Genomic DNA, 20,200 nt, shown 5'->3' on the forward strand with positions numbered 1-20,200 from the left:
GTGGTGACCGGAACGCCGGCGGGAAGCCCCTCCAGCGTCGCTACCAGAGCCGGGCCGTGAGATTCCCCGGCCGTCAGCCAACGCAACCTGCTCAATTTCCGTCTCCCCAAGCGAAGTCGTAGGCGCCGTGCAACCAGGCCGCCTTGTCGTACATGTCCTCGTCGGACAGCGCGGCCAGCATCGCGTTGCGCTCCACCCGCGCCTCTCCGGCCGCGTGGTAGAGCACGCGGCCCATCTCCCGCGCCACCAGCTGCACCCGGGCCGTACGCTCCCGGCGCGCCGCGTTGTACTTCTCCAGACGCTGAACGAAGTCGTCCTCGCTGCCGTCCAGCAGGACCGACAGCAGGACCGCGTCCTCGAGGGCCTGGCACGCACCCTGCGCCGCGTACTGGAGCATCGGATGCGCGGCGTCACCGAGGAGTGCGACCCGGCCCTCGGTCCAGCGGTCCACCGGGTCGCGGTCGCACAGCACCCAGGACTTCCAGTCCCGCCCCAGCTCCAGCACCCTGCGGGCCGGGCCGGGCAGTCCGGGGAAGGAGTCCATCACGTGGCCGTGCTCGGCCGGGACTCCGGCCAGGGCCTGCGCGGCTCCGTCGTCCCGGGTCGCGGCCAGATTGAAGTGGCTGCCACCCGTGACCGGGTAGTGCACGAGGTGCCACTTCGGGCCCGCCCACAGGACCACGTTGTTTCCCCGCAGGTCCTCGGGCACCTCCTCCACGGGGATCACCGAGCGGTAGATGGTGTGGCCGGAGATGCGCGGGGACCCGTCGCCGACCAGCTGTCGGCGGACCGCGGAGTGCAGGCCGTCGGCGCCGATGAGCGCGTCGCCGGTGCGCCGCCTGCCATCGGCGAGAACGGCCGTCACCCCGCCCGCCCACTGCTCGTACGCGACGACGTGGCACCCTCCGAGCAGTTCGATGCCGGGGGAACGGCGGGCGGCCTCCAGGAGCGGCAGGTAGAGGTCCACCCGGTGCACCACGGCGTACGGGTTGCCGAACCGGGCCCGGTACTTCTCCGTCACCGCGAGGGCCGCGACCTGCTCGCCGGTGACGCCGTCCATGAAGCGCAGTTCGTCGATGAGGACGGCGCGTTCGCGGACCTCCCGGCCCACTCCGAGCAGGTCGAGCGCGTGGAAGGCGTTCGGGCCGAGCTGGATGCCGGCGCCGACCTCCGTGAAGAGGTCCCTGCGCTCGAGGACCGTGACCTGGTGGCCGCGTCGCGCGAGCCCGAGTGCCGCAGCGAGTCCACCGATGCCACCACCGGCGATGAGTATGTCGGCCATGGGTGTCTCACCTTCCCTTTCCTGATCAGTGGCTGCCGGCGCGCGATCGATGCGCGCGGCTCGTGTGGGCCGGGAAGAGCCGCTCCAGCTCGGCGTGGAAGCCGGGGAAGGTCTTGCCGACGCAGGACGGATCGTCCAGCGTGATGCCGGGGACGCGCAGTCCGAGCACCGAGAACGCCATCGCGATCCGGTGGTCGCGGCGGCAGGCGATCCGGGCGGCCGTGGGGCGGCCCGGATGGACGGTGAGCCGGTCCGGACCCGATTCGGTACGGATCCCGCAGGCCCGCAGGTTCTCCTCGACCGCGGCGATCCGGTCGGACTCCTTGAGCCGCGCGTGCCCGATGCCGTGCACCGTGATGGGCGCGTCGGCGAGCGGGGCCACCGCCGCCAGCGTCATGAAGGTGTCGGAGATGTCGCCCATGTCGATGTCGAAGCCGCCGCGCAGCGGACCGGTACCGGTGACGGTCGTGGCCCGGTCGGTGATCTCCACGCGGGCGCCCGCCCGGGCCAGCACCCGGACGAAGCCGAGGTCGCCCTGGACGCTGTTCCTGCCGAGGCCCGGCACGGTGACGCCGCGCCCCGTGATCGCGGCCGCGGCGAAGGCGTACGAGGCGGTGGAGGCGTCCGGCTCGATGTCGAGGCGGGCGGCCCGGTAGCCGCCGGGCAGCACCTGGATCGTCCCGGCCCCGAACTCGTCGAAGGGGCCGAACTCGTCGACGTACGCGCCGAAGTGGCGCATCAGCGCCTGGGTCATGGTGATGTACGGACGGCTGACCAGTCCGGCGCCCCGTACGACCAGCGGCTGCCGCATCAGCGGGCCCGCCAGCAGCAGACCGGTGAGGTACTGGCTGCTGAGCGAGGCGTCCACGGTCAGCTCGCCGCCGGCCAGACCCCGGGCGGAGACCGTCAGCGGCAGTCCGCCCACCGGCTCGGCCACCCGGGCGTCGGCGCCGAGCCGGGCCAGCGCGTCGGCCAGCGGCCGCAGCGGCCGGGCCCGTAGCTGCTCGGTCCCGTCGAAGCCGAACTCGCCCTCGCCGGACGCCGCGAAGGGCGGCAGGAACCGGGCCGCCGTACCCGCGTCCTCGCACCACACGGAGCCGCCCCCGCTCGGGGCGCCGCCCGTTCCGGTCACCTGCCAGGCGCCGTCCTCGGCCGTCTCGATGTGCACTCCGAGCCCGGTCAGGGCCTCCCGGAAGGCCACCGTGTCCTCGCTGACCAGCGGATCCCGCAGCAGCGAGACGCCCTCGGCCGCGGCGGCCAGCAGCAGCGCCCGGTTGGTGATGCTCTTGGAGCCCGGGATCCGGGCGATCAGCGCCGGCTCGCTCACCGCGTGCCCCGCTGCGCCGCGACGCGGGCCAGGCTGGCCCGGGCGGTGGCGGCCACGTTGCCGGCGGTGAAGCCGTGGCGCTCGTACAGGGAGGTGTACGGGGCGCTGGCGCCGAACTGGTCGAGCCCCACCGGGATCCCGGCGTCGCCGAGCAGCTGGTACCAGCCGAGCGCGGATCCGGCCTCGACCGAGACCCGGGCCCGCACGGAGCTCGGCAGCACCTGCTCCCGGTACTCGGGGGTCTGCTCCTGGAACCATTCCAGGCACGGCATCGACACGACCCGGGTGGCGATGCCCTCGCCCTCCAGGACGGCGCGGGCGTCCAGCGCGATGTGCACCTCGCTGCCCGTGGCGATCAGCACCACGTCGGGGGCGCCGCCGGCGGCCTCGGCCAGGACGTAGCCGCCGCGTGCGGTGCCTTCGGCCGATTCCACACCGGAGGCGGCGGAGCGGTCGAGGACCGGCAGGTTCTGCCGGGACAGGCACAGGCCGGCGGGCCGGTCGTCGTGCTCCAGTACGGTGCGCCAGGCCACGGCCGTCTCGTTGGCGTCGGCCGGGCGTACGACGTCGAGGCCCGGGATGCCGCGCAGCCCCCACAGGTGCTCGATGGGCTGGTGGGTGGGTCCGTCTTCGCCGAGCCCGATGGAGTCGTGGGTCCAGACGTAGGTGACGGGCAGCTTCATCATGGCCGCGAGGCGCACGGCGGGGCGCATGTAGTCGGAGAAGACGAGGAAGGTGCCGCCGTAGGGGCGGGTTCCGCCGTGCAGGGCGATGCCGTTCAGGATCGCGCCCATGGCGTGCTCACGGATGCCGAAGTGCAGGGTCCGGCCGTACTGGTGGCCGGGGAAGGTCTCCGTCGCCCGGTCGGCGGGGACGAAGGAGGGTTCGCCCTTCATGGTGGTCAGGTTGGACTCGGCGAGGTCCGCGGAGCCGCCCCACAGTTCGGGCAGCGTCGCGGCCAGCGCGCTCAGCACCTCCCCGGACGCCTTGCGGGTGGCGACCTGCCCGCCCGCCTCGAAGACGGGCAGCGCCTCCCTCCACCCCGCGGGCAGTTCGCGCACGCTGATCCGGTCGAACTCGGCCGCCCGCCCGGGGGCGCCGGCGCGCCAGTCCGCGTAACGCTTCGCCCAGGCCTTCACGTCGGCGCGGGCCCGTTCGCCGACCTGCCGGGCGTGCGCGAGCACCTCGTCCGGTACCTCGAAGGAGCGCTCGGGGTCCAGGCCCATGGCCTTCTTGGTGGCCGCGGCCTCGGCCGCGCCGAGCGCCGAGCCGTGGATCTTTCCGCTGTTCTGCTTGCCCGGCGAAGGCCAGCCGATGATGGTGCGCAGCGCGACGAGCGAGGGCCGTCCGGTCTCCTCACGGGCGGCCGACAGGGCGTCGTGCAGGGCCGCCATGTCCTCCACGTACGCCCCGGTCACGGTCCAGTCGACTTGCTGCACGTGCCAGCCGTAACTGCGGTACCGCGCGGGCACGTCATCGGAGACCGCGATCAGCGTGTCGTCCTCGATGGAGATGCGGTTGTCGTCCCAGAGCACGACCAGGTTGCCCAGCCGCTGATGGCCGGCGAGGGAACCGGCCTCGTGGCTGATGCCCTCCTCCAGGTCGCCGTCGGAGACGAACGCCCAGACGGTGTGGTCGAAGGGGCTCTCGCCCGGGGAGGCGTCCGGATCGAACAGACCGCGCTCGCGGCGGGCCGCCATGGCCATCCCGACCGCGTTGCCCAGGCCCTGGCCGAGCGGACCGGTGGTGGTCTCGACGCCGGGGGTGTGCCCGTACTCGGGGTGCGCCGGGGTCAGACTGCCCTCGGTGCGCAGTGCCTTGAGGTCGTCGAGTTCCAGGCCGTAGCCGGAGAGGTAGAGCTGGGTGTAGAGGGTCAGGCTGGAGTGCCCGCAGGAGAGCACGAAGCGGTCGCGGCCGGCCCACTGGGGGTCGGCCGGGTTGTGCCGCAGCAGCTTCTGGAACAGCAGGTAGGCGGCCGGCGCCAGGCTCATGGCGGTACCCGGGTGGCCGTGGCCCGCGGCTTCCACGGCGTCGATCGCCAGCGCGCGGGCGGTGTCGACGGCGCGCCGGTCCAGGTCGCTCCACTCGAAGGTACGGGGGGATCTCTGCGCGGGGCTGCTCGTCATGGTGCTCGGGACTCCTCTGCTCGGCCGGGCCTCGGGGCTCGACTGGGTGCTGGTCACACGCTGGTCTTGCGGTCGAGTACGAGGTCGTGCCCGACGATGTACGCGGCCGCGTCGGAGGCCAGCCAGACGACGGTGTCGGCGATCTCCTCGGGGCTGCCTCCCCGGCCGAGCGGGCAGGGGCTGATGGCGTTGATGCGGATGGCCTTGCCGAAGTACTCCTTGGCGGCGGTCCGGGTGAGGGCGCTGACCGCCGCCGTGGACGCGGCGTACGCGCCCAGGCCCGGCAGCATGCCCTGAGAGCCGATGTTGCTGGCCGTGTTGACGATGACCCCGCCGCCGGCCAGCTCCATGTGGGCGATCTCGTGCTTCATGGACAGCCAGACGCCGGTCAGGTTGGCCGTCAGGCTCTGGGCCCAGGCGCTCTCGCTGATGTCGGCGACGCGTCGGTGCGGGCCCAGCTCCGTGGTGTTGTTGAAGGCCACGTGCAGGGCCCCGTGGCGGCGCACGGTCTCGGCGACGATGTGGGCGGCGCCCACGTCGGCGCCTTCCGTGGCGTCCGAGACCTCGCCGACCACGCTGTCGGCCTTGCCGCCTTCGTCGAGGATCTGCCGGACCGTTCCTTCGAGCGTCTCCGGGTGGCGGCCGGCGACCACCACCGTGGCTCCGAGCCGGGCGAAGGCCACCGCCGCTGCCCGGCCGATGCCTTCGCCTCCACCGGTAACGAGGACGACCCGGCCGTCGAACCGTTCAGACATCAGTGTTCTCCTGATTCTCCGCAGGGGGATCCGAGAGGGCGTTCACTCACACCGAACGCATTCGACCAGCGGCCACCTTGCAAGGATCCGGGCCTCTGGGGGCAGTGCCTTTCGGGCACTTCGTCAGGTCCTGGAGGCATCTGACGGACTGCCCGGACCCCCTTTGACACCGCGGTGCGGCCAGCCGATGCTGCACGCCGGTAAGCGGCCGAGAGGGAGATCAATGCTGACGCTTTCGTGGACCCGTCCGGTCGTCGACACAGGTCGGGAGGGTCAGGGCGGTCCCACCCGGGAGAACCTGTGGCAGGCCCTGCTGCACAAGGCGGAGCATCCGACGGACTACGTGCCCGCCATCGTGGAATGCCGGATCCACGACCGGTACGCGGACGGACTCCTCCGGGAGATCCGGCGCGGGCAGCACACGTTCCTCCAGCGGGTCACCGCCCAGGAGAGCGCCGGACGCATCGTCTACCGGCATCTGGACCCCACCGACATCGCGGAGATACGCAACGAGATCGGCGAGGACGAAGAGGGGCGGCTCACCCTGACGCTGAGCATCACCCTGACCGAGGGCAGGACGGCCGCGGTCCTGGTGCAGAACCCGTATCTGCGGGACCTGGACGGCGATTTCCACGGCACGCTGGACGCCATGACGGCCGTTCTGCGCAAGGTCTCGACGGAGCCCGCGACGGCGGGGACGCCAACGGCCCCTCCCGACCCGGACGGGTCGTGAGGGGCCGTTTCGCCCTCGTCCTCGGTACGGGCCCCGGACCGGGCCTCGCACCGAGCCTCACACCGGGCCTCACACCGGGCCTCGCACCGGCCTCAGATCAGGCCGGGGCCCGGCAGCCCGGGCAGCGTGTGGACGCCCTCGACCGTCGCCTCCACGTCGAACACCGTGTACTGCACCGGTGCCCGCCCGATGAGCTCGGCGGCCCGCGGGGCGAGCGGCCGGGCCGCCGCCTCCGCGGACTCCCACAGCAGCACCGCGCCCCAGCGCTCGGTCGCCGGATCCGCGATCCAGAACTTCAGCCGCAGACCCTCGACCGAAGCGAACCGGTCGACCGCCTCGTCGCGCAGGTACGACCGCAGCGACTCGATGCTGTGCCCCGAGCCGGCGAGGTCCCACCAGGCCACCGTCGCCTTCATACGAGCTGCTCCTGCTCCTGTTCCCGCTCCTGCTCCTGTTCCCGCTCCCGCAGCAGTCCGGCCAGGGCCTCGCCGACGATGCGGACACCGTCCTCGGTGAGCACCGACTCGGCGTGGAACTGCATGGACCGGAAGCCGGGCCCGCGCAGCGCGTGCACCTCGTCGGTCCCCGCCTCCCGGCACACCTGGACCGTGCCGACGCCGGGCACCTCGACCGTGTCCGAGGCGCTCTGCGCCGCGAAGGTGTTGTAGAAGCCCACGCGCTCGCGCCGCCCGAACAGCTCGATCTCCCGCTGCACCCCCTGGTTGGGCTGCTCCCTGCGCCGCAGGCCGAAACCGAGCTTGGTGCTGAGCACCTGGTGGCTGAGGCACACGGCGAGGAACGGCCGCCGCTCCGTGAGCAGGGTGTCGACCGCGGCCCGCAGGTGCGCGATCTTCGGGTGGTCCACCTCCCGCGGGTCACCCGGTCCCGGGCCCATGACGACGAGGTCGTACGGGGCGAAGTCGTAGGGCTCGTCGAAGCGGGTGACGGTGACCTGCGCGTCCAGGGCCCGCAGCTGGTGCTCGATCATCGCGGTGAAGGTGTCCTCCGCGTCGACCACCAGCACCTTGCGGCCCGCGAGCAGCGCGACCGGGCGGGCCCGGTCGGCTTCGTCGTCCAGCCAGAAACCGGCGATCGTGTCGTTGCGCCGGCTGAGCGCCGCCCGTACCTCGGGGTGGTCGCCGAACCGGCTCGGTCCGGCCTCCTCGAACACGGCCAGCAGACCGGACGCCTTGGCGCGGGTCTCGGCGACCTCGGACAGCGGGTCGGAGTGGCGCACGAGGGTGGCGCCGACGCCGATCCGCATCCGCCCCCCGTCGTCGATGTCGGCGGTCCGGATGAGGATCGCCGAGTCCAGCGTGCGCTCACTGTTCTCGTCCTGGCCGATGAGGGCCAGGACGCCGCTGTAGTAGCCGCGCCCCTGCGGCTCGTACTTCTTGATGACCCGGCCCGCGCTCTCCAGCGGGGACCCGGTGACCGTCGGCGCGAACAGCGTCTCGTGGAGGATCTCGCGCGGGTCGCGGGAGGTGCGGCCCTCGATGAAGTACTCGGTGTGCGCGAGCCGGGCCATCTCCTTCAGATAGGGCCCGACGACCCGGCCGCCCGACTCGCAGATCCGGGCCATCATCTTGAGTTCCTCGTCGACGACCATGTACAGCTCGTCGGCCTCCTTGCGGTCGGCGAGGAAGTCCATGACACCGCTCAGTTCGGGTCCCGAGGCGGGGAAGCGGTAGGTGCCGCTGATGGGGTTCATCACGGCACGGCCGCCCGACACGCTCATGTGGCGCTCGGGAGAGGCGCCGACGAGCGTGCGGTCGCCGGTGTGCACGACGAAGGTCCAGTACGCGCCGGTCTCCCGCTCCAGCAGCCGGCGGAAGATCCGCAGCGCCGTGGCGACGGAGTAGTCGCCCACGTCGGCCACGAACGAGCGCTTCAGCACGAAGTTGGCGCCCTCGCCGGTGCCGATCTCGTCCGCGATGACACGGCGGACCGTTTCGGCGTACGTGTCGTCGTCGATGTCGAAGTCTCCGCCGGGCACGAGGCGGACGGGGCCGTCGGGGATCTGCCGCAGCACGGCGTCGAGCGGCACCTTCGTCTGCTCGTCGATCACCATGGCGAGCAGCGGGGTGCCGTCGTCCGGTGCCTCGAAGCCGCGCTCGGCGAGCTGCCGGTACGGGATCAGGGTGAGGACGTCCTGACGCGCGCCGGCACCTTCCAGGACCTCGCCGAGGGGTACGTCGGCCAGGGTCGCGGCCTCGGTGAACGAACCGAGGAACAGGTCGAGCCGGCCGCTGGGATCGGTCTCCGGACGGTGGATCAGCGCGAAGGCCGGCGGCCGGTCGCTCAGGATCCGGCCCAGCTGGTCCGCAGTCATGCCGAAACCCTTTCCGCGTGCGCGTCCGCCCGGTCCGGGAGGGACGTGAGGAGCTGCTTCGTGGTGGTCAGGGCGGCGCACCGGCCGGCCGCGTACTCCAGCGCCATCCGGTGCTCCTCCCAGCTGAAGTCGGCGACGGCATCGGCGACCAGGAAGGGCTGGATGTCGTTGGTGAAGGCCTCCACCGCCGTCATCAGGACGCCCACGTGGGCGTACACGCCGCAGATGATCAGCTGGTCGCGGCCGTGTGCGCGCATCCGCTCCAGCAGATCGGTCTTGAAGAAGGCGCTGTAGCGCCACTTGGTGAGCATCCAGTCCCCGGGGGCCGGTGCCACCGGGTCCACGACCTGGCGGTGTTCGGGGCTCGGCCGCATGCCCGGGCCCCAGAAGTCGGCGAGCAGGCCGCGCTCCTGGGGGGTCATGCCGCCGGGCTGCGCCGTGTAGGCCACCGGGATGCCGAGCGCCGCCGCGCGCGTGCGCAGCTCTCCGGCGTTGCGGGTCAGGTCCACGACGGGCTGCTCACCGGCAGGGAAGGCGGTCAGGAAGAACTTCTGCAGGTCGTGCACCAGCAGGACGGCGCGGTCCGGGTCGACTTCCCAGTCGACGGCGGCGGCGGGCAGGTCGGCTGCCGAGGGCATCGGATACGGGCTGATAGCAGGTATGCCTGCCATGCGTTTCTCCCTCTCGTTCACGGTCTCGTTGACGGTTGGTCGACTGGTCACACCGGTCACACCGGTCTCAGGCACCCAGGGCCGCACCGCCGTCCACGGTGAGGTCGTGCATCGTGATGTGCGCGGCCTTGTCGGAGAGCAGGAAGACCACCGCCTCGGCGACGTCCTCGGGGCGGGCGATCTTGCCCAGCGGGATGCCGACGCGGTAGGAGCCCGGCACCCCTTCGATGGAGGCCTTCGAACTGCTCTCGTCCTGCCACATCGAGGTGAGCATCGGGGTGTCCGTGGACCCCGGCGCGACGATGTTCGCGCGGATCCCGAACTTGGCGACTTCCAGGCCCAGACACTTGGTGAACATGGTCGCGGCCGCCTTCGAAGCGGCGTAGGCGGCCATTTCCGTACGCGCGGTGCCCGCGGAGTTGGAGGCGATCGTGACGATCGCACCGCGTCCGCGCGGCACCATGCGGTTGACGACGGCGCGCGAGACGAGGAACACGCCCGTGGTGTTGACCGCGAACGTCGTGCTCCACTCCTGGTCGGTGAGGGCGCGGACCTCGGCGAGCCGCAGCACTCCGGCGGCGTTGACGAGGAAGTCGAGCGGCCCCACGAGCGTCTCCACGTCGTCCACCAGCGCCTCGACGTCCGCACTGGAGGTGACGTCGCCCGGGAATGCTTCGACGCGGCCTCCTTCCTCGATCACCGACTTGGCCAGGTCGCGCAGCCGGGTCGCGTCCATGTCGACGGCGGCCACCCGGACACCCTGGGTGGCCAGCGCGCGGACAATGGCCGCGCCTATACCGCCGGCCGCTCCGGTGACGAGAGCGATTTTTCCTTCCATGACGGGAACGCCCCTCTTTATTTCAGCCTCAGCCGCGCCAGGCGGATACGACTTCGACAGCCTGGTCGGAATTGAGGCGCGGGTCGCAGAACGAGGTGTACTTCTCGCCCAGCTCGCTGACGTGGTATTCGTCGCGCACGCATTCGCGCACGGCGTCGGGAGTGGTCTCCAGGTGAAGTCCGGCCGCGATTCCGCCGTTATCGACGACGGCCGCCTGGAATTCCTGGACCTCACGCACGACCGCGGTGATGTAGCGGGTCTTGTAGCCGCCGGCCGCACTGACGGTGTTTCCGTGCATGGGGTCGCACATCCAGAGCACGGGGTGCCCGGCCTCGCGGACCGCGTGGACCAGTTCCGGCAGCTTTTCGGCAGCCGTGCCCTCCCCCATCCGGGAAATCAGCGTCAGCCGGCCCGGCTCGCGCAGCGGGTCGAGGCGGCCGCACAGCTCGACCAGCTCGGCCGGGGTCATCTTCGGGCCGACCTTGGTGGCGACGGGGTTGGAAATCGACGCGAACAGCTCGACGTGGGCGCCGCCCAGCTCGCGCGTGCGCTCGCCCATCCAGGGCCAGTGCGTCGACGTGAGCAGCACCGAGCCGTCGGGCTGGGTGCGCAGCATCGGGACCTCGTAGTCCAGCAGCAGGGCCTCGTGGCTCGTCCACACCGGGGCCTCGGCCGCGGACGGCCGCTGCTCGCCGTGCCAGCCCAGGGACCGCATGGCGGCCGCGGCCGCGCGGTAGCCGGAGACCAGCCGCTGCGGGTCAGGCCTGCGCAGCTCGGCATCGGGCTCCGGACTGTTGACCATGTGGCCGCGGTACACGGGGAGTTCGACGCCGTGGACGATCTCGGTGTTGCTGGATCGGGGCTTGCCGAACTGCCCCGCGAGCCGGCCCACCCGCAGGACGGGCTTGAGCGTGCGCGTCTTCATGACGCCGGCCAGCACGTCGAGGAGCGCCGCCTTGCGCGCCACGTATCCGGGGGTGCACTCGGCGGGGTCCTCCGCGCAGTCCCCGCCCTGGACGATCTGTACCTCTCCCCGCGAGGCCGCGGCCAGCAGCGCCCGCAGGGCCTCGACGTCCTCCGCGCGTACCAGAGCGGGCGAGTCCTCGATTTCGGCCCTCGCATTCACCAGAGCGTCTTCATTGGGCCAAACGGGCTGCTGGCCCGCCGGCGCTGATTTCAAGCGCGCGACACCGTACATGTGGCACCTCCCGGTACTGAACCTGCCGTGACATCGGATGCAGCGAGAAGCCTGCGAAGAAAAGAATGAGTCAACCACCAGAGATTCACCGATTCGTCAGGTGCCGACACATTCGGTCACGTCGGCCCGCCGGCCGGAAATTCGACATGACGCATTACCCGGATCCGTGGGAGCCGCCGGCGGGAAACGCATTAAAGTCCGCGCGCGTCCCGGAGGGGGATCGCGGGCGCCGGTCCACTGCCACCTGACACAGAGCCGGCCGTGAAATGACGACGCATGTCGTGGACGCCTAAGGTCGGGACCGTGGTGAGTCAAGAAGCGCGAGACCTGCTGAAACAACTGGTGTCCGAAGGCGTCTCGCCATGGCTGAGTGCGCACGACCCCGAAGAGTTCGAGACGAGCGTCCGGCCTCCGGTCCTGGGCGTGGATTTCCACAACGCCCTGGCACCCCCGGGCAGCACCCTCAAGCTGCTCCGGCGGACCTGCGACCTGCTGCGGCCCGTGTTCGAGGCGACCGACGGCGCCGTCGGCCACGTCTCCGTGCCGGTGTCCCCCCTGTGGGCCGACGACGCGCACTCGCTCCGGTCCGCGGCCCGCGCCCTGCACGGGCAACTGGCGCGCCCCAACGTGCTCGTACGGATCCCCGCGACCCCGGCGGGACTGGAGGCCCTGGCCGACTGTCTGGCCGAGGGCATCGGGGTGCACGCCTCGATGGTCTTCTCGGCCGAGCGGTACGCCGAGGTGCTCGATGCCTACGTCGACGGGCTGGAACGCTCCCTCGCGTCCGGCCGCTCGCTGGGCGAGGCCCTGATGGTCGCCTCGTTCCCGGTGGGGGTCTTCGACGCGGAGATCGAATCCCGGCTGGACGAGCTGGGGGTCGGCCCGGACGACGAGGTCCGGGGCGCGGCGGGTCTGGCCGTCGCCCGCGCGATGTACCGGCTCCGTGAGCAGCGGCTGTCCGGGGGCTGGTGGCGGGTGCTGCGGGCCAACGGCGCTCCGCAGCCCAGGCTGTTGTGGACCAGGGGCGGCACCGACGTGGGCGCGCTCATCGGCTGGAACACCGCGCTCGCGCTGTCGGTGGACACCCTGGAAGAAGCCGCGCGCCGGCCGAACTTGAGCGGAGACACCCTGCTCACGAGGGAGGGCGAGGCGAAGGGGGCGCTGCTCGCCCTGGAGCGGCTCGGCATCCCCTCCGCCCGGGTCGCGGCCGTGCTGGAGACGGCGGAACTCAGCCGCCTCCAGCACGACTGGGACCTCATGACGAGATCGTCTGGCGCTGCCCCTGCCTCTCCGGGAAGCGGGCGTTCGTCAGGGCCAGGAACGGGGCAGCCTTGACCGCCGTCTCCTCGTACTCCGCGTCCGGGTCGGACAGGGCCACCACGGCGCCTCCGACGCCGTACCGGACCCGGTCCGGCGTGATCGTGGCGGTACGGATCACGATGCTCAGGTCCGCGGCGCCGGAGAGCGAGAAGTAGCCGATGGCTCCGGAGTACACCCCGCGCGGGCCCGCCTCGAGGCGGTCGATGATCTGCATGGTGCGGATCTTGGGAGCGCCGGTCATCGAGCCGCCGGGGAACGCGGCGCGCACGCAGTCCAGCGCGCTCAGCTCGGGCCGCATCCGCGCCCGTACGGTGCTCACCAGTTGATGGACCGTGGCGTAGTGCTCGACCCGGAAGAGGTCATCGGCCTCGACCGAGCCCGGTACCGCGCAGCGGCCGAGGTCGTTGCGGACCAGGTCGACGATCATCAGGTTCTCCGAGCGGTCCTTCTCGTCGCTCAGCAGATCCGCCACCAGGGCCGCGTCCTCCTCGGGAGTGGCGCCGCGCGGACGGGTGCCCTTGATGGGCGAGGACTCCATCAGCCCGTCGCGGGAGACCCGCAGGAACCGCTCGGGCGAACTGCTCAGCACGGAGAGCTCACCGAACTGGAGCAGGGCGGCGAACGGCGCCGGGCTGGTGCGCCGCATCGCGCGGTACGCCGCCCAGGGGTCGACGGTGGTGTCGGACTCCGCCATGTTGGTCAGGCAGACCTCGTAGCTCTCCCCCGCGGAGATCTCCTCCAGGCAGGAGCCGATGAGCCCCAGGTAGGCGCTGCGGTCGTGGCGCAGCCGGATCTCACCGCCCGAACCGGAGGACTGGGGAGCCGGCAGCCGCAGCCCCGACAGGCGCGCGAGGCGCTCCGCCGTCCCGGCCAGCCAGCTCCGGGCCTCGGCGTCGTCCCCCTCCGCGAGCGCGAGGAGGTGGGTGGTGTTCGTGACGTGGTCGAACACCAGGGCCCGGTCGGCGAAGACCATGGTGGCGTCGGCCACGGGCGAGCGGTGCACGAGATCGCCGCCGCACTCGGCCTTCAGCTCGTAGCCGAGGTAGCCGACCCAGCCGAGCGCGAAGTCGAAGGGCAGCTCGTCCTCTCCGGTGGGGAGTTCGGTGTGGATCGAGCGCAGGTCGCGGTCGATCCACTCCATGAAGGGTCCCGCGACGAGCCCGCCGTCGCCGCCCCGCGACTCCACGGTCACGACCTTGCTCCACACGTCGGCCGTGGCCACCCGGGCGAGCGGGCCGGTGGCGTCGCCCATGACGGAGAACCGGCCGCGCTCGGCTCCGGGCAGGCTGCTGTCCAGCCAGTAGGCGTGGTCGTTGCCCCGGAAGAGCCGGTCGTACACGGCCTCGGCGTCCCAGTCGGTGGTCAAGCGGCTGGTCACCAGCCTCAGTTCACGGGTCGGCGCGGGCTCGGACGGCGGAGCCGGCGCGGGCGCGGGAGCGAGTACGGGCGGCGCGGGCGCCAGTACGGGCGCGGGTGCGGTCACCGCGCGGCGTGCTCCGTACGCCCTGCTCAACCGGGCGAAGTTCGCCAGCAGTTCCGTGCCGTACTCACTGCAGATCGATTCGGGGTGGAACTGCACCCCCCACATCGGGCGCCTCCGGTGCCGCAGCCCCATCAGGATTCCGTCCGGAGTCCACGCGGTGGCCTCCAGCTCGTCGGGGAGGTCCGTCACGGCGAGCGAGTGGTACCGCACCACCTCCATGGGCGACGGCAGCCCCGCGAACAGGTCGGTGCCCTCGTGCAGGACGGGCGAGGTGCGCCCGTGCCGCGGCTGCGGCGCGCGGTCCACGGTGGCGCCGTGCATCAGGCCGATGCCCTGGTGTCCGAGGCAGATGCCCAGCAGCGGCAGGTCAGTCCGCTGGATGGTCTCCGCGCAGATGCCGAAGTCGGCGGCCCGGCCCGGGGTCCCGGGGCCCGGCGAGACGACGATGTTGTCGAAGGCGGCGAGGTGCCCGGCCCTCCAGTGCGGGTCGTCGTTGCGGACGACTTCCGGCTCCCTGCCGTTCACCTCGGTCAGTAGGTGGAACAGGTTGTACGTAAAAGAGTCGTAGTTGTCGATAAGCAGCGTACGCATGATGTGACTCCCCCGGTTTTGATTCAGACTCCGAACGGAACGATCTCGAGGAGCATGTGCTCGACCATGTCCTCGCCGTACTCGCCCTCACGGACCCGCTGACCTGCCACCAGGCGCAGCTCGCGCCCGCAGTCGGCGGCGATCTCGTGGAGCGCGGCCAGGTCACCGCGGTCGCTGAAGTGCAGCAGCACGGAACCGCCCGGGGTGGTCCAGTGCACGGACTGTTCCAGGAACCGGCGGTGCGTCTGGTAGCCGGTGTCCACGTACGCCCGCTCGTGCACCGACTTGTACTCGTAGCTCTCGGGGCCCATGACGTAGTTGGAGCTCCAGAAGATGACGTCGAAGCGCTCGTCCTCGCCCAGGCCCGAGAACAGGTCGCTGTGCACGGCCCGCAGACGGTCCGTCACCCCGTGCCGGTCCGCGTTGACGTGCGCGTTCTCCACGGCGGAGGGGCTGATGTCGGCCGCCACCACCCGGTCGTAACCCGCCAGCGCGCTCATCACGGCCACGACCCCGGTGCCGCAGCCGACCTCCAGGAACGCACCCGATCGCGGGGTCTCCTGCGGGTGGCCGAGCCCCAGGAGCTCCAGGGCGACCCCGGTGGAGGGGGAGTAGACGGGGGCGAAGACCTCGTCGAACAGGTCCCAGTTACGGCCGGCCAGCGTGAACTCCCGCGGACGGTCCTCGCGGGTCAGTGACAGGTGGCTGCGCAGCAGGGACCGCTCAAAGCTCTTGAGCCGGGCCGCGTCATGGATCTCGGACACCTGGGGCATGGGACTTCTCCAACATCGGCAGTGACGGTCGCGCTGGTGACGGCACCGGAGCGCTCGGTGATCACACTGCCGTCGCGGCAGCTCCTGCCAGAAGGTGTCCAGATGACAGCGTCGGTCATGGGGAGTGGTGGCCCGATCACCCTCCGCGTCTCTGACCTCGATCAACGCCCACGAGATTCTTGACCAGATCTTGCCTAAAGAGCTACGTTCATGCAGGCCAGAGAGCGATTGGACCGTCAAAGGTCCGGTTGTGAACGGCTTGTTACCCAGGGGGCGGTATAGACGTGGTCGACCATGCCTACGAGATGCTGGAACTACTGAACAGAGAGGCGCCCGCCTCCGCGTTCGAGGACGTGGTACGCAAGGCGCGCGAATCCGGCATGTCCGGGGCCGCCCTCGCCCAATTGACCAGGGCGAGGGACCAAAGCCTCGGAGTCCGGGCCCTGTTCGTCCGGCGCCAGCAGCGCGAGGCCGGCCTCGCCGCTCTCGTGGACACCGCGCGCGACCTGACGCTTCCCTACGACGTGGACGCCCTGCTCAAAGTCATCACCCGGCGGGCCCGGCTGCTGCTGGGGCTCGACATGGCCTGGGTCGCCCTCGACGACGCCGAGAGCGGCTGCTCCCTGGTGCGTTCGGCGGACGGCCACGCCTCGGCGCTGACGATCGGGTTCGCCGTCCCCCTCGACGGCGGCGTCGGCAAGCGCGCCGTCGACGGAGCCTCGCCGTTCTGGTCGGCCGACTACATGAACGACCAGAGCTTCCGGCACAGCAAGGTGATCGACGAAGTGGTGGAGGCCGAGGGCCTGCGCGCCGTCATGGCCATCCCGCTCAGGCACCAGGGCACCACGTGGGGCGCCCTGTACGTCGCGGACCGCAACATCAGGCACTTCACGCCCGACGAGACCTCCCTCATGAGCTCCCTCGCCGACCTCGCGACGGTCGCGATCGAGAAGGCCCGGCTGCTGGAGCAGACCCGGTACGAGGTCGTCGAGCTGGAACAGAACACCTCCCGCGCCAAGGACTCCTCCACCACCGCCCGCCGGCTCCGCGAGACGCACGGCCGCCTGCTCGACCTCGTGCTGCGCGGCGACGGTCTCGGCAGCCTGGCCTCCGAGGCGGTCAAGGACCTCGGCGGCACCCTCCTCGTACGGGACGCGGCCGGCCGGACCCTCGCCTGCCCGGGCGCCACCCTCCCGGAGCTGGACGAGGCCAAGGTCCGTACCGCCCTGCTGGACGCGCACACCGACCGGCAGCCCCGGAGCGCGGGCGACGGGGTCTGGGTCGCCTCGGTCGCCGCGGGCGACGAGATGCTGGGCACGCTCGTCCTGGCCGCCGACGCGCCGATCACCGACCACCGCCTGCAGCTGCTGGCGCTCACCGCCCAAGTGACCGCCGTCGTCCTGCTGATGAACCAGGGCATGGCCGCCGCCGAAGGACACATACGCGACGAGTTCTTCCACGACCTGCTGCGCGGCCCGTCGCTGTCGCCGGCGCTGATCGCGGAGCAGAGCCGCCGCCTCGGGCTCAACCTGGACGAACCCCACGTCATCGTGATCGCCCGCCCCGAAGGGGGGGTCCAGGGCCGCGTGGCCGCCTGGGCCGCCTCGTACGCCAACCGCCACCACGGCCTCAAGAGCGTGGACGGCGACCTCGTGGTGCTGCTGCTCCCCGGCACCGCGTCGGGCGACATCGCCAGGACGGCGGCCAAGGAGCTCTCCGAGGTGCTCGGCAAGCCGGTGACCGCCGGTTCGGCCGGCCCCACCGACAGCCCTGCGGCGATCGTCCACCTGTACCAGGAGGCCCGGCGCTGCCTCGACGCGGTGGCCGCGCTCACCGGCCCCGGCAGCAGCGCCTCCCCCGAAGAGCTCGGCTTCCTCGGTGTCCTGCTCTCCGAGAAGCCGAACATCGACGGGTTCATCAACGACACCATCGGTCCGGTGCTCGACTACGACGACCAGCAGTACACCGAGCTGATCCGCACCATGGAGGCGTACTTCGCCTCCGCCAACAGCCCTTCCCGAGCGGCGGAGTCGCTGCACGTCCACCCCAACACCGTCTCCCGCAGGCTGGAGCGGATCACCGAGATCCTCGGCGAGGACTGGCAGAAGCCGACCCAGGCCCTCCAGGTGCAGCTGGCCCTCCAGCTGCAGCGCACCCGCAAGGCCCTCAACCAGGAGCGGCGGCGGCAGAACCGGCAGCCCATCGGCTGATCGCGCCTGATCCCGGCTGATCCCGGCTGATCCCGGCCGATCCCGCCTGATCCCGGCTGATCCCGTGGGCGGGCCCGCTAGTGGTCCGCGGCCCGCTGGGTGAGGACCCGGACCGCGTGCGCGGCGGAGGCCAGGGTGGTGTGCCGGTGCCAGCCCTCGAAGGAGCGCCCGCCGAAGTCGGTGAGGCCCACCTCCTGGGCGACGCCGGTGAAGTCCGCTTCGACCTGCCGCGCCTGCTTCGCCAGCCGGAGCAGCACACCCGGTTGCGCCTGCGTCATGTCGGTGACCCAGCACTGGTCGGGCCAGCCGCGCGGATCGCTCCACTCGCCGAACAGGAGCTGCGGCTTGGAAGAGTTCGGCAGCTCCACGCGTACGGCGACCACCAGGCTGACGCGCGGCCCGCCGGTCGACGGATCGCGCCAGGTCACCGGCCGGCGCAGCGTACGGGCCATCAGGAGCAGTTGGTGCGCGGCGAGTTCGCGGTTGGCCGCGCCCGGCAGGACCGCGTCCACGCACCGGACCCGCAGGGAACCGCGGGCCGTCGCCACGAAGTGCGTCCCGCCCGGCCCGAAGCGCCGGGCGACCGCCGCGGGGTCGAGGTCGGGAAGGTCGAGCACCACGGGCCGGCGGGTCTGACCCACCCAGCCGCGCAGTTCCTCCACGGCTCCGGCGATCAACTCCAGCGGAGTGGCCGCCAGTTCGGACTCCTCGGTGTGCGGCGACAGCGGACCGAGGCTGTCCCGCCACTTCCGGGAGAGGGTCAGGCGCCAGTTCACCGGGCAGCTCTGCCCCTCCCCGACCGACCAGACCCCGTAGGCGGCCTGACTGTTGACGACCTGGCCGAGCTCGGGCACGAACCGGCGGTCGACGCCCACCGACTCCGTGCCGGCCTTGGAGATCACCATCGGCTGCACCACCCAGGCCTGCGGCCGCAGCGACCGCTCCAGGTAGCCGGCGAGCGCGGCCCGTACCCGGCCCCAGTCCCAGGTGGAGGAGACGACGAAGTGGTGCAGGCTCTGCTCGGCCGCCCGGTCTCCGACGTACGCGGCGATGTTCCGGATCGACTTGCGCCCCTCGGCCTGCAGCAGGCCGCGCAAGTACAGCTCCCCCTTGCGCCGCTGGTCGCTCCGCGGCAGCGAGGCGAACAGCTCGGCACAGAGCTCGCCCACGACCAGGTCCGGTACGAACCGGCTGCTCAGCGTGTCCAGGCGTTCAAGACTCGTGACGGTCATTGCGGATCCATCCCTTCCCCCGTGTACTCCGACGCTCCTCAACCCTGCGGCTGGGAACGGTCCGAGAACCAGGTGGACCCGTCACACACATTCGCCCGTGCGTGCAGGGCGGACCATCAGACCGGCATGTTCCGCGGCGTCCCGCCGATCACCCGACGGGGACCCCGGTACGGGCTTTCGCCTGGCCGGAGGGGGTCCGGCCGGGCAGGCCCCGCCGGGACCGTCCGGCGGCGCCGCCCGATGGTGGCCGGGCCACCATCCGCGCCGCCCCGGAGGCCGTGGCGCGGTGGTCCCGTCACCGGACTCCAGGTCAGGCGGTGGCTCCGGCCGATGCCTCCAGGACCAGGCGGATCTCCGTGACCTCGTAGCCGGCGCGGGTGAAGGCGGCGGCCATCGGGGCGTTCACGGTGTCCGTGGTGGCGGTGATGCGGTCGGCTCCCTCGGAGGCGTGGAAGCGGGTGATCTCGGCGAGGATCTCGTCGATCAGGCCCCGGCCGCGCTGCTCGGGGACCACGCCGAGGTAGCCGACGTTGCGGTGGTACGGGGTCGCGGAGGGGATCGCCATTCCGGCGAGCGTGCCGTCGGGCAGGTGGGCCAGCCGCCACCAGGAGCGCTCGCCCGGGCAGCCGGTGTAGAACTCGATGTCGGCGCGCGCCAGTTCCTCGGCGTCGATCCTGCGGAGCTCGTTCTGCGTGTGCAGGTCCAGGCTGCCGGACGAGAGGCGGACGAAGGCGTCGAGGAACTCCTCGTCGGTGCCTTCGCGGAAGGCGAGGCGCCCGGTGGGCTCGGCGGTGCCGGCGGCCGGGGTCCACTCGAAGCGGAGCCGCTCGATCTCGCGGACCAGACCGGCGGAGGCGGCGGCCTTCTGCCGCCAGGCGACCGCGTCGGCCAGGCCGTCCGGGGAGGTGCGCCAGTCGCGCGGCAGCGAGATGTTGTAGTCGGGGAGCTTGCCGAAGGCCTCGTGCCCGGCGGCGAGCAGCCCGGCCGCGACGGCGGCCGGGTCGGCCACGGAGCTGTGTACCTGGAGGCAGTCGAGCGCGAGCGGGCGCTCGCTGTCGGCGCGGCCCCACCACAGGGCGCGGGCCAGGACCTCGCCGTTCTCGTCCTCGGCGAACCAGGTCCACTCGGGGCGCATCTGGCCCGCGGCGAACTCCTCGCGGACCTTCTCGGGGGTGAGGGCGGGAACGGGGCCGTCGGCCGGGTAGGCGAGGGCGCGGTCCAGGTCGGTGGGGTCTGCTGCGGCAGCGCGAAAATGCATGGGCAGATCATCACACCGGATGGAACCGCTCCACAACGCGTTTCCGCACGTCAGAGGCGGTTTGGTGCGGA

17 protein-coding genes are annotated in these 20,200 nt (G+C 71.7%); 3 read left to right on the plus strand and 14 right to left on the minus strand.

Annotated elements, in window-relative coordinates:
- The 5 genes from ACIQV3_RS10160 to ACIQV3_RS10180 all read right to left on the minus strand — a co-directional run.
- Positions 1 to 95 (minus strand): chorismate synthase (locus tag ACIQV3_RS10160; RefSeq protein WP_346073301.1); only part of this gene is annotated, 95 nt, incomplete at its 3' end.
- Positions 92 to 1,282: a 3-hydroxybenzoate 6-monooxygenase gene (locus ACIQV3_RS10165; RefSeq protein WP_403711663.1), complete on the minus strand. Its 1,191-nt coding sequence runs from the start codon at positions 1,280 to 1,282 to the stop codon at positions 92 to 94. The genes ACIQV3_RS10165 and ACIQV3_RS10160, both read right to left, overlap by 4 nt.
- A gap of 25 nt (positions 1,283 to 1,307) precedes the next feature.
- Positions 1,308 to 2,609: a 3-phosphoshikimate 1-carboxyvinyltransferase gene (gene aroA, locus ACIQV3_RS10170; RefSeq protein WP_403711665.1), complete on the minus strand. Its 1,302-nt coding sequence runs from the start codon at positions 2,607 to 2,609 to the stop codon at positions 1,308 to 1,310.
- Positions 2,606 to 4,735 carry a transketolase gene (tkt, locus tag ACIQV3_RS10175; RefSeq protein WP_403711667.1) on the minus strand — a complete coding sequence of 710 codons (2,130 nt, stop codon included), beginning with the start codon at positions 4,733 to 4,735 and terminating at the stop codon, positions 2,606 to 2,608. Before tkt ends, aroA begins: the two co-directional genes overlap by 4 nt.
- Before the next feature lie 53 nt (positions 4,736 to 4,788).
- Positions 4,789 to 5,490: an SDR family NAD(P)-dependent oxidoreductase gene (locus ACIQV3_RS10180; RefSeq protein ID WP_403711669.1), complete on the minus strand. Its 702-nt coding sequence runs from the start codon at positions 5,488 to 5,490 to the stop codon at positions 4,789 to 4,791.
- A gap of 223 nt (positions 5,491 to 5,713) precedes the next feature.
- Here ACIQV3_RS10180 and ACIQV3_RS10185 point away from each other — a divergent pair, with 223 nt between their 5' ends.
- Complete coding sequence (locus ACIQV3_RS10185) at positions 5,714 to 6,223, plus strand: AtaL-like protein (RefSeq protein ID WP_403711671.1); 510 nt, start codon at positions 5,714 to 5,716, stop codon at positions 6,221 to 6,223.
- A 92-nt stretch (positions 6,224 to 6,315) separates the two neighbouring features.
- Here the strand turns inward: ACIQV3_RS10185 and ACIQV3_RS10190 are convergent, their stop codons facing one another.
- The 5 genes from ACIQV3_RS10190 to ACIQV3_RS10210 all read right to left on the minus strand — a co-directional run bounded on the left by ACIQV3_RS10190 (position 6,316) and on the right by ACIQV3_RS10210 (position 11,190).
- Positions 6,316 to 6,639, minus strand: a complete 324-nt coding sequence (locus tag ACIQV3_RS10190) for a hypothetical protein (RefSeq protein ID WP_403711673.1) — start codon at positions 6,637 to 6,639, stop codon at positions 6,316 to 6,318.
- Positions 6,636 to 8,555: an anthranilate synthase family protein gene (locus ACIQV3_RS10195; RefSeq protein WP_403711675.1), complete on the minus strand. Its 1,920-nt coding sequence runs from the start codon at positions 8,553 to 8,555 to the stop codon at positions 6,636 to 6,638. The genes ACIQV3_RS10190 and ACIQV3_RS10195 overlap by 4 nt, the downstream gene beginning before the upstream one ends.
- On the minus strand, positions 8,552 to 9,226 hold the full coding sequence (locus ACIQV3_RS10200; protein ID WP_403711677.1) for an isochorismatase family protein: 675 nt from the start codon (positions 9,224 to 9,226) through the stop codon (positions 8,552 to 8,554). Before ACIQV3_RS10200 ends, ACIQV3_RS10195 begins: the two co-directional genes overlap by 4 nt.
- A 67-nt stretch (positions 9,227 to 9,293) precedes the next feature.
- Complete coding sequence (locus ACIQV3_RS10205; protein ID WP_403711679.1) at positions 9,294 to 10,064, minus strand: 2,3-dihydro-2,3-dihydroxybenzoate dehydrogenase; 771 nt, start codon at positions 10,062 to 10,064, stop codon at positions 9,294 to 9,296.
- Between the two features lie 28 nt (positions 10,065 to 10,092).
- Complete coding sequence (locus ACIQV3_RS10210; RefSeq protein WP_403711681.1) at positions 10,093 to 11,190, minus strand: 3-deoxy-7-phosphoheptulonate synthase; 1,098 nt, start codon at positions 11,188 to 11,190, stop codon at positions 10,093 to 10,095.
- Between the two features lie 375 nt (positions 11,191 to 11,565).
- On the opposite strand from ACIQV3_RS10210, the gene ACIQV3_RS10215 reads away from it, so the two are divergent.
- Positions 11,566 to 12,597 (plus strand): transaldolase family protein, encoded by a 1,032-nt coding sequence (locus ACIQV3_RS10215; protein WP_403711683.1) that lies wholly within the window; start codon positions 11,566 to 11,568, stop codon positions 12,595 to 12,597.
- On the opposite strand, the gene pabB is transcribed toward ACIQV3_RS10215, so the two are convergent.
- Positions 12,518 to 14,656, minus strand: coding sequence for an aminodeoxychorismate synthase component I (pabB, locus tag ACIQV3_RS10220; protein WP_403711685.1), 2,139 nt, complete (start codon positions 14,654 to 14,656; stop codon positions 12,518 to 12,520). The genes ACIQV3_RS10215 and pabB overlap by 80 nt on opposite strands.
- A gap of 23 nt (positions 14,657 to 14,679) precedes the next feature.
- Positions 14,680 to 15,429: a methyltransferase domain-containing protein gene (locus ACIQV3_RS10225; protein ID WP_403711687.1), complete on the minus strand. Its 750-nt coding sequence runs from the start codon at positions 15,427 to 15,429 to the stop codon at positions 14,680 to 14,682.
- A 284-nt stretch (positions 15,430 to 15,713) separates the two neighbouring features.
- Here ACIQV3_RS10225 and ACIQV3_RS10230 point away from each other — a divergent pair, with 284 nt between their 5' ends.
- Positions 15,714 to 17,639, plus strand: a complete 1,926-nt coding sequence (locus tag ACIQV3_RS10230) for a helix-turn-helix domain-containing protein (RefSeq protein ID WP_403711689.1) — start codon at positions 15,714 to 15,716, stop codon at positions 17,637 to 17,639.
- Positions 17,640 to 17,716: 77 nt separating this feature from the next.
- Here the strand turns inward: ACIQV3_RS10230 and ACIQV3_RS10235 are convergent, their stop codons facing one another.
- Together ACIQV3_RS10235 and ACIQV3_RS10240 are read right to left on the minus strand one after the other, a co-directional pair.
- On the minus strand, positions 17,717 to 18,871 hold the full coding sequence (locus ACIQV3_RS10235; protein WP_403711691.1) for an IS701 family transposase: 1,155 nt from the start codon (positions 18,869 to 18,871) through the stop codon (positions 17,717 to 17,719).
- Positions 18,872 to 19,181: 310 nt separating this feature from the next.
- On the minus strand, positions 19,182 to 20,129 hold the full coding sequence (locus ACIQV3_RS10240) for a GNAT family N-acetyltransferase (RefSeq protein WP_403711693.1): 948 nt from the start codon (positions 20,127 to 20,129) through the stop codon (positions 19,182 to 19,184).
- Positions 20,130 to 20,200: the final 71 nt, after the last annotated feature.

This window comes from Streptomyces sp. NPDC099050 (assembly GCF_044759865.1).
Classification (GTDB): domain Bacteria; phylum Actinomycetota; class Actinomycetes; order Streptomycetales; family Streptomycetaceae; genus Streptomyces.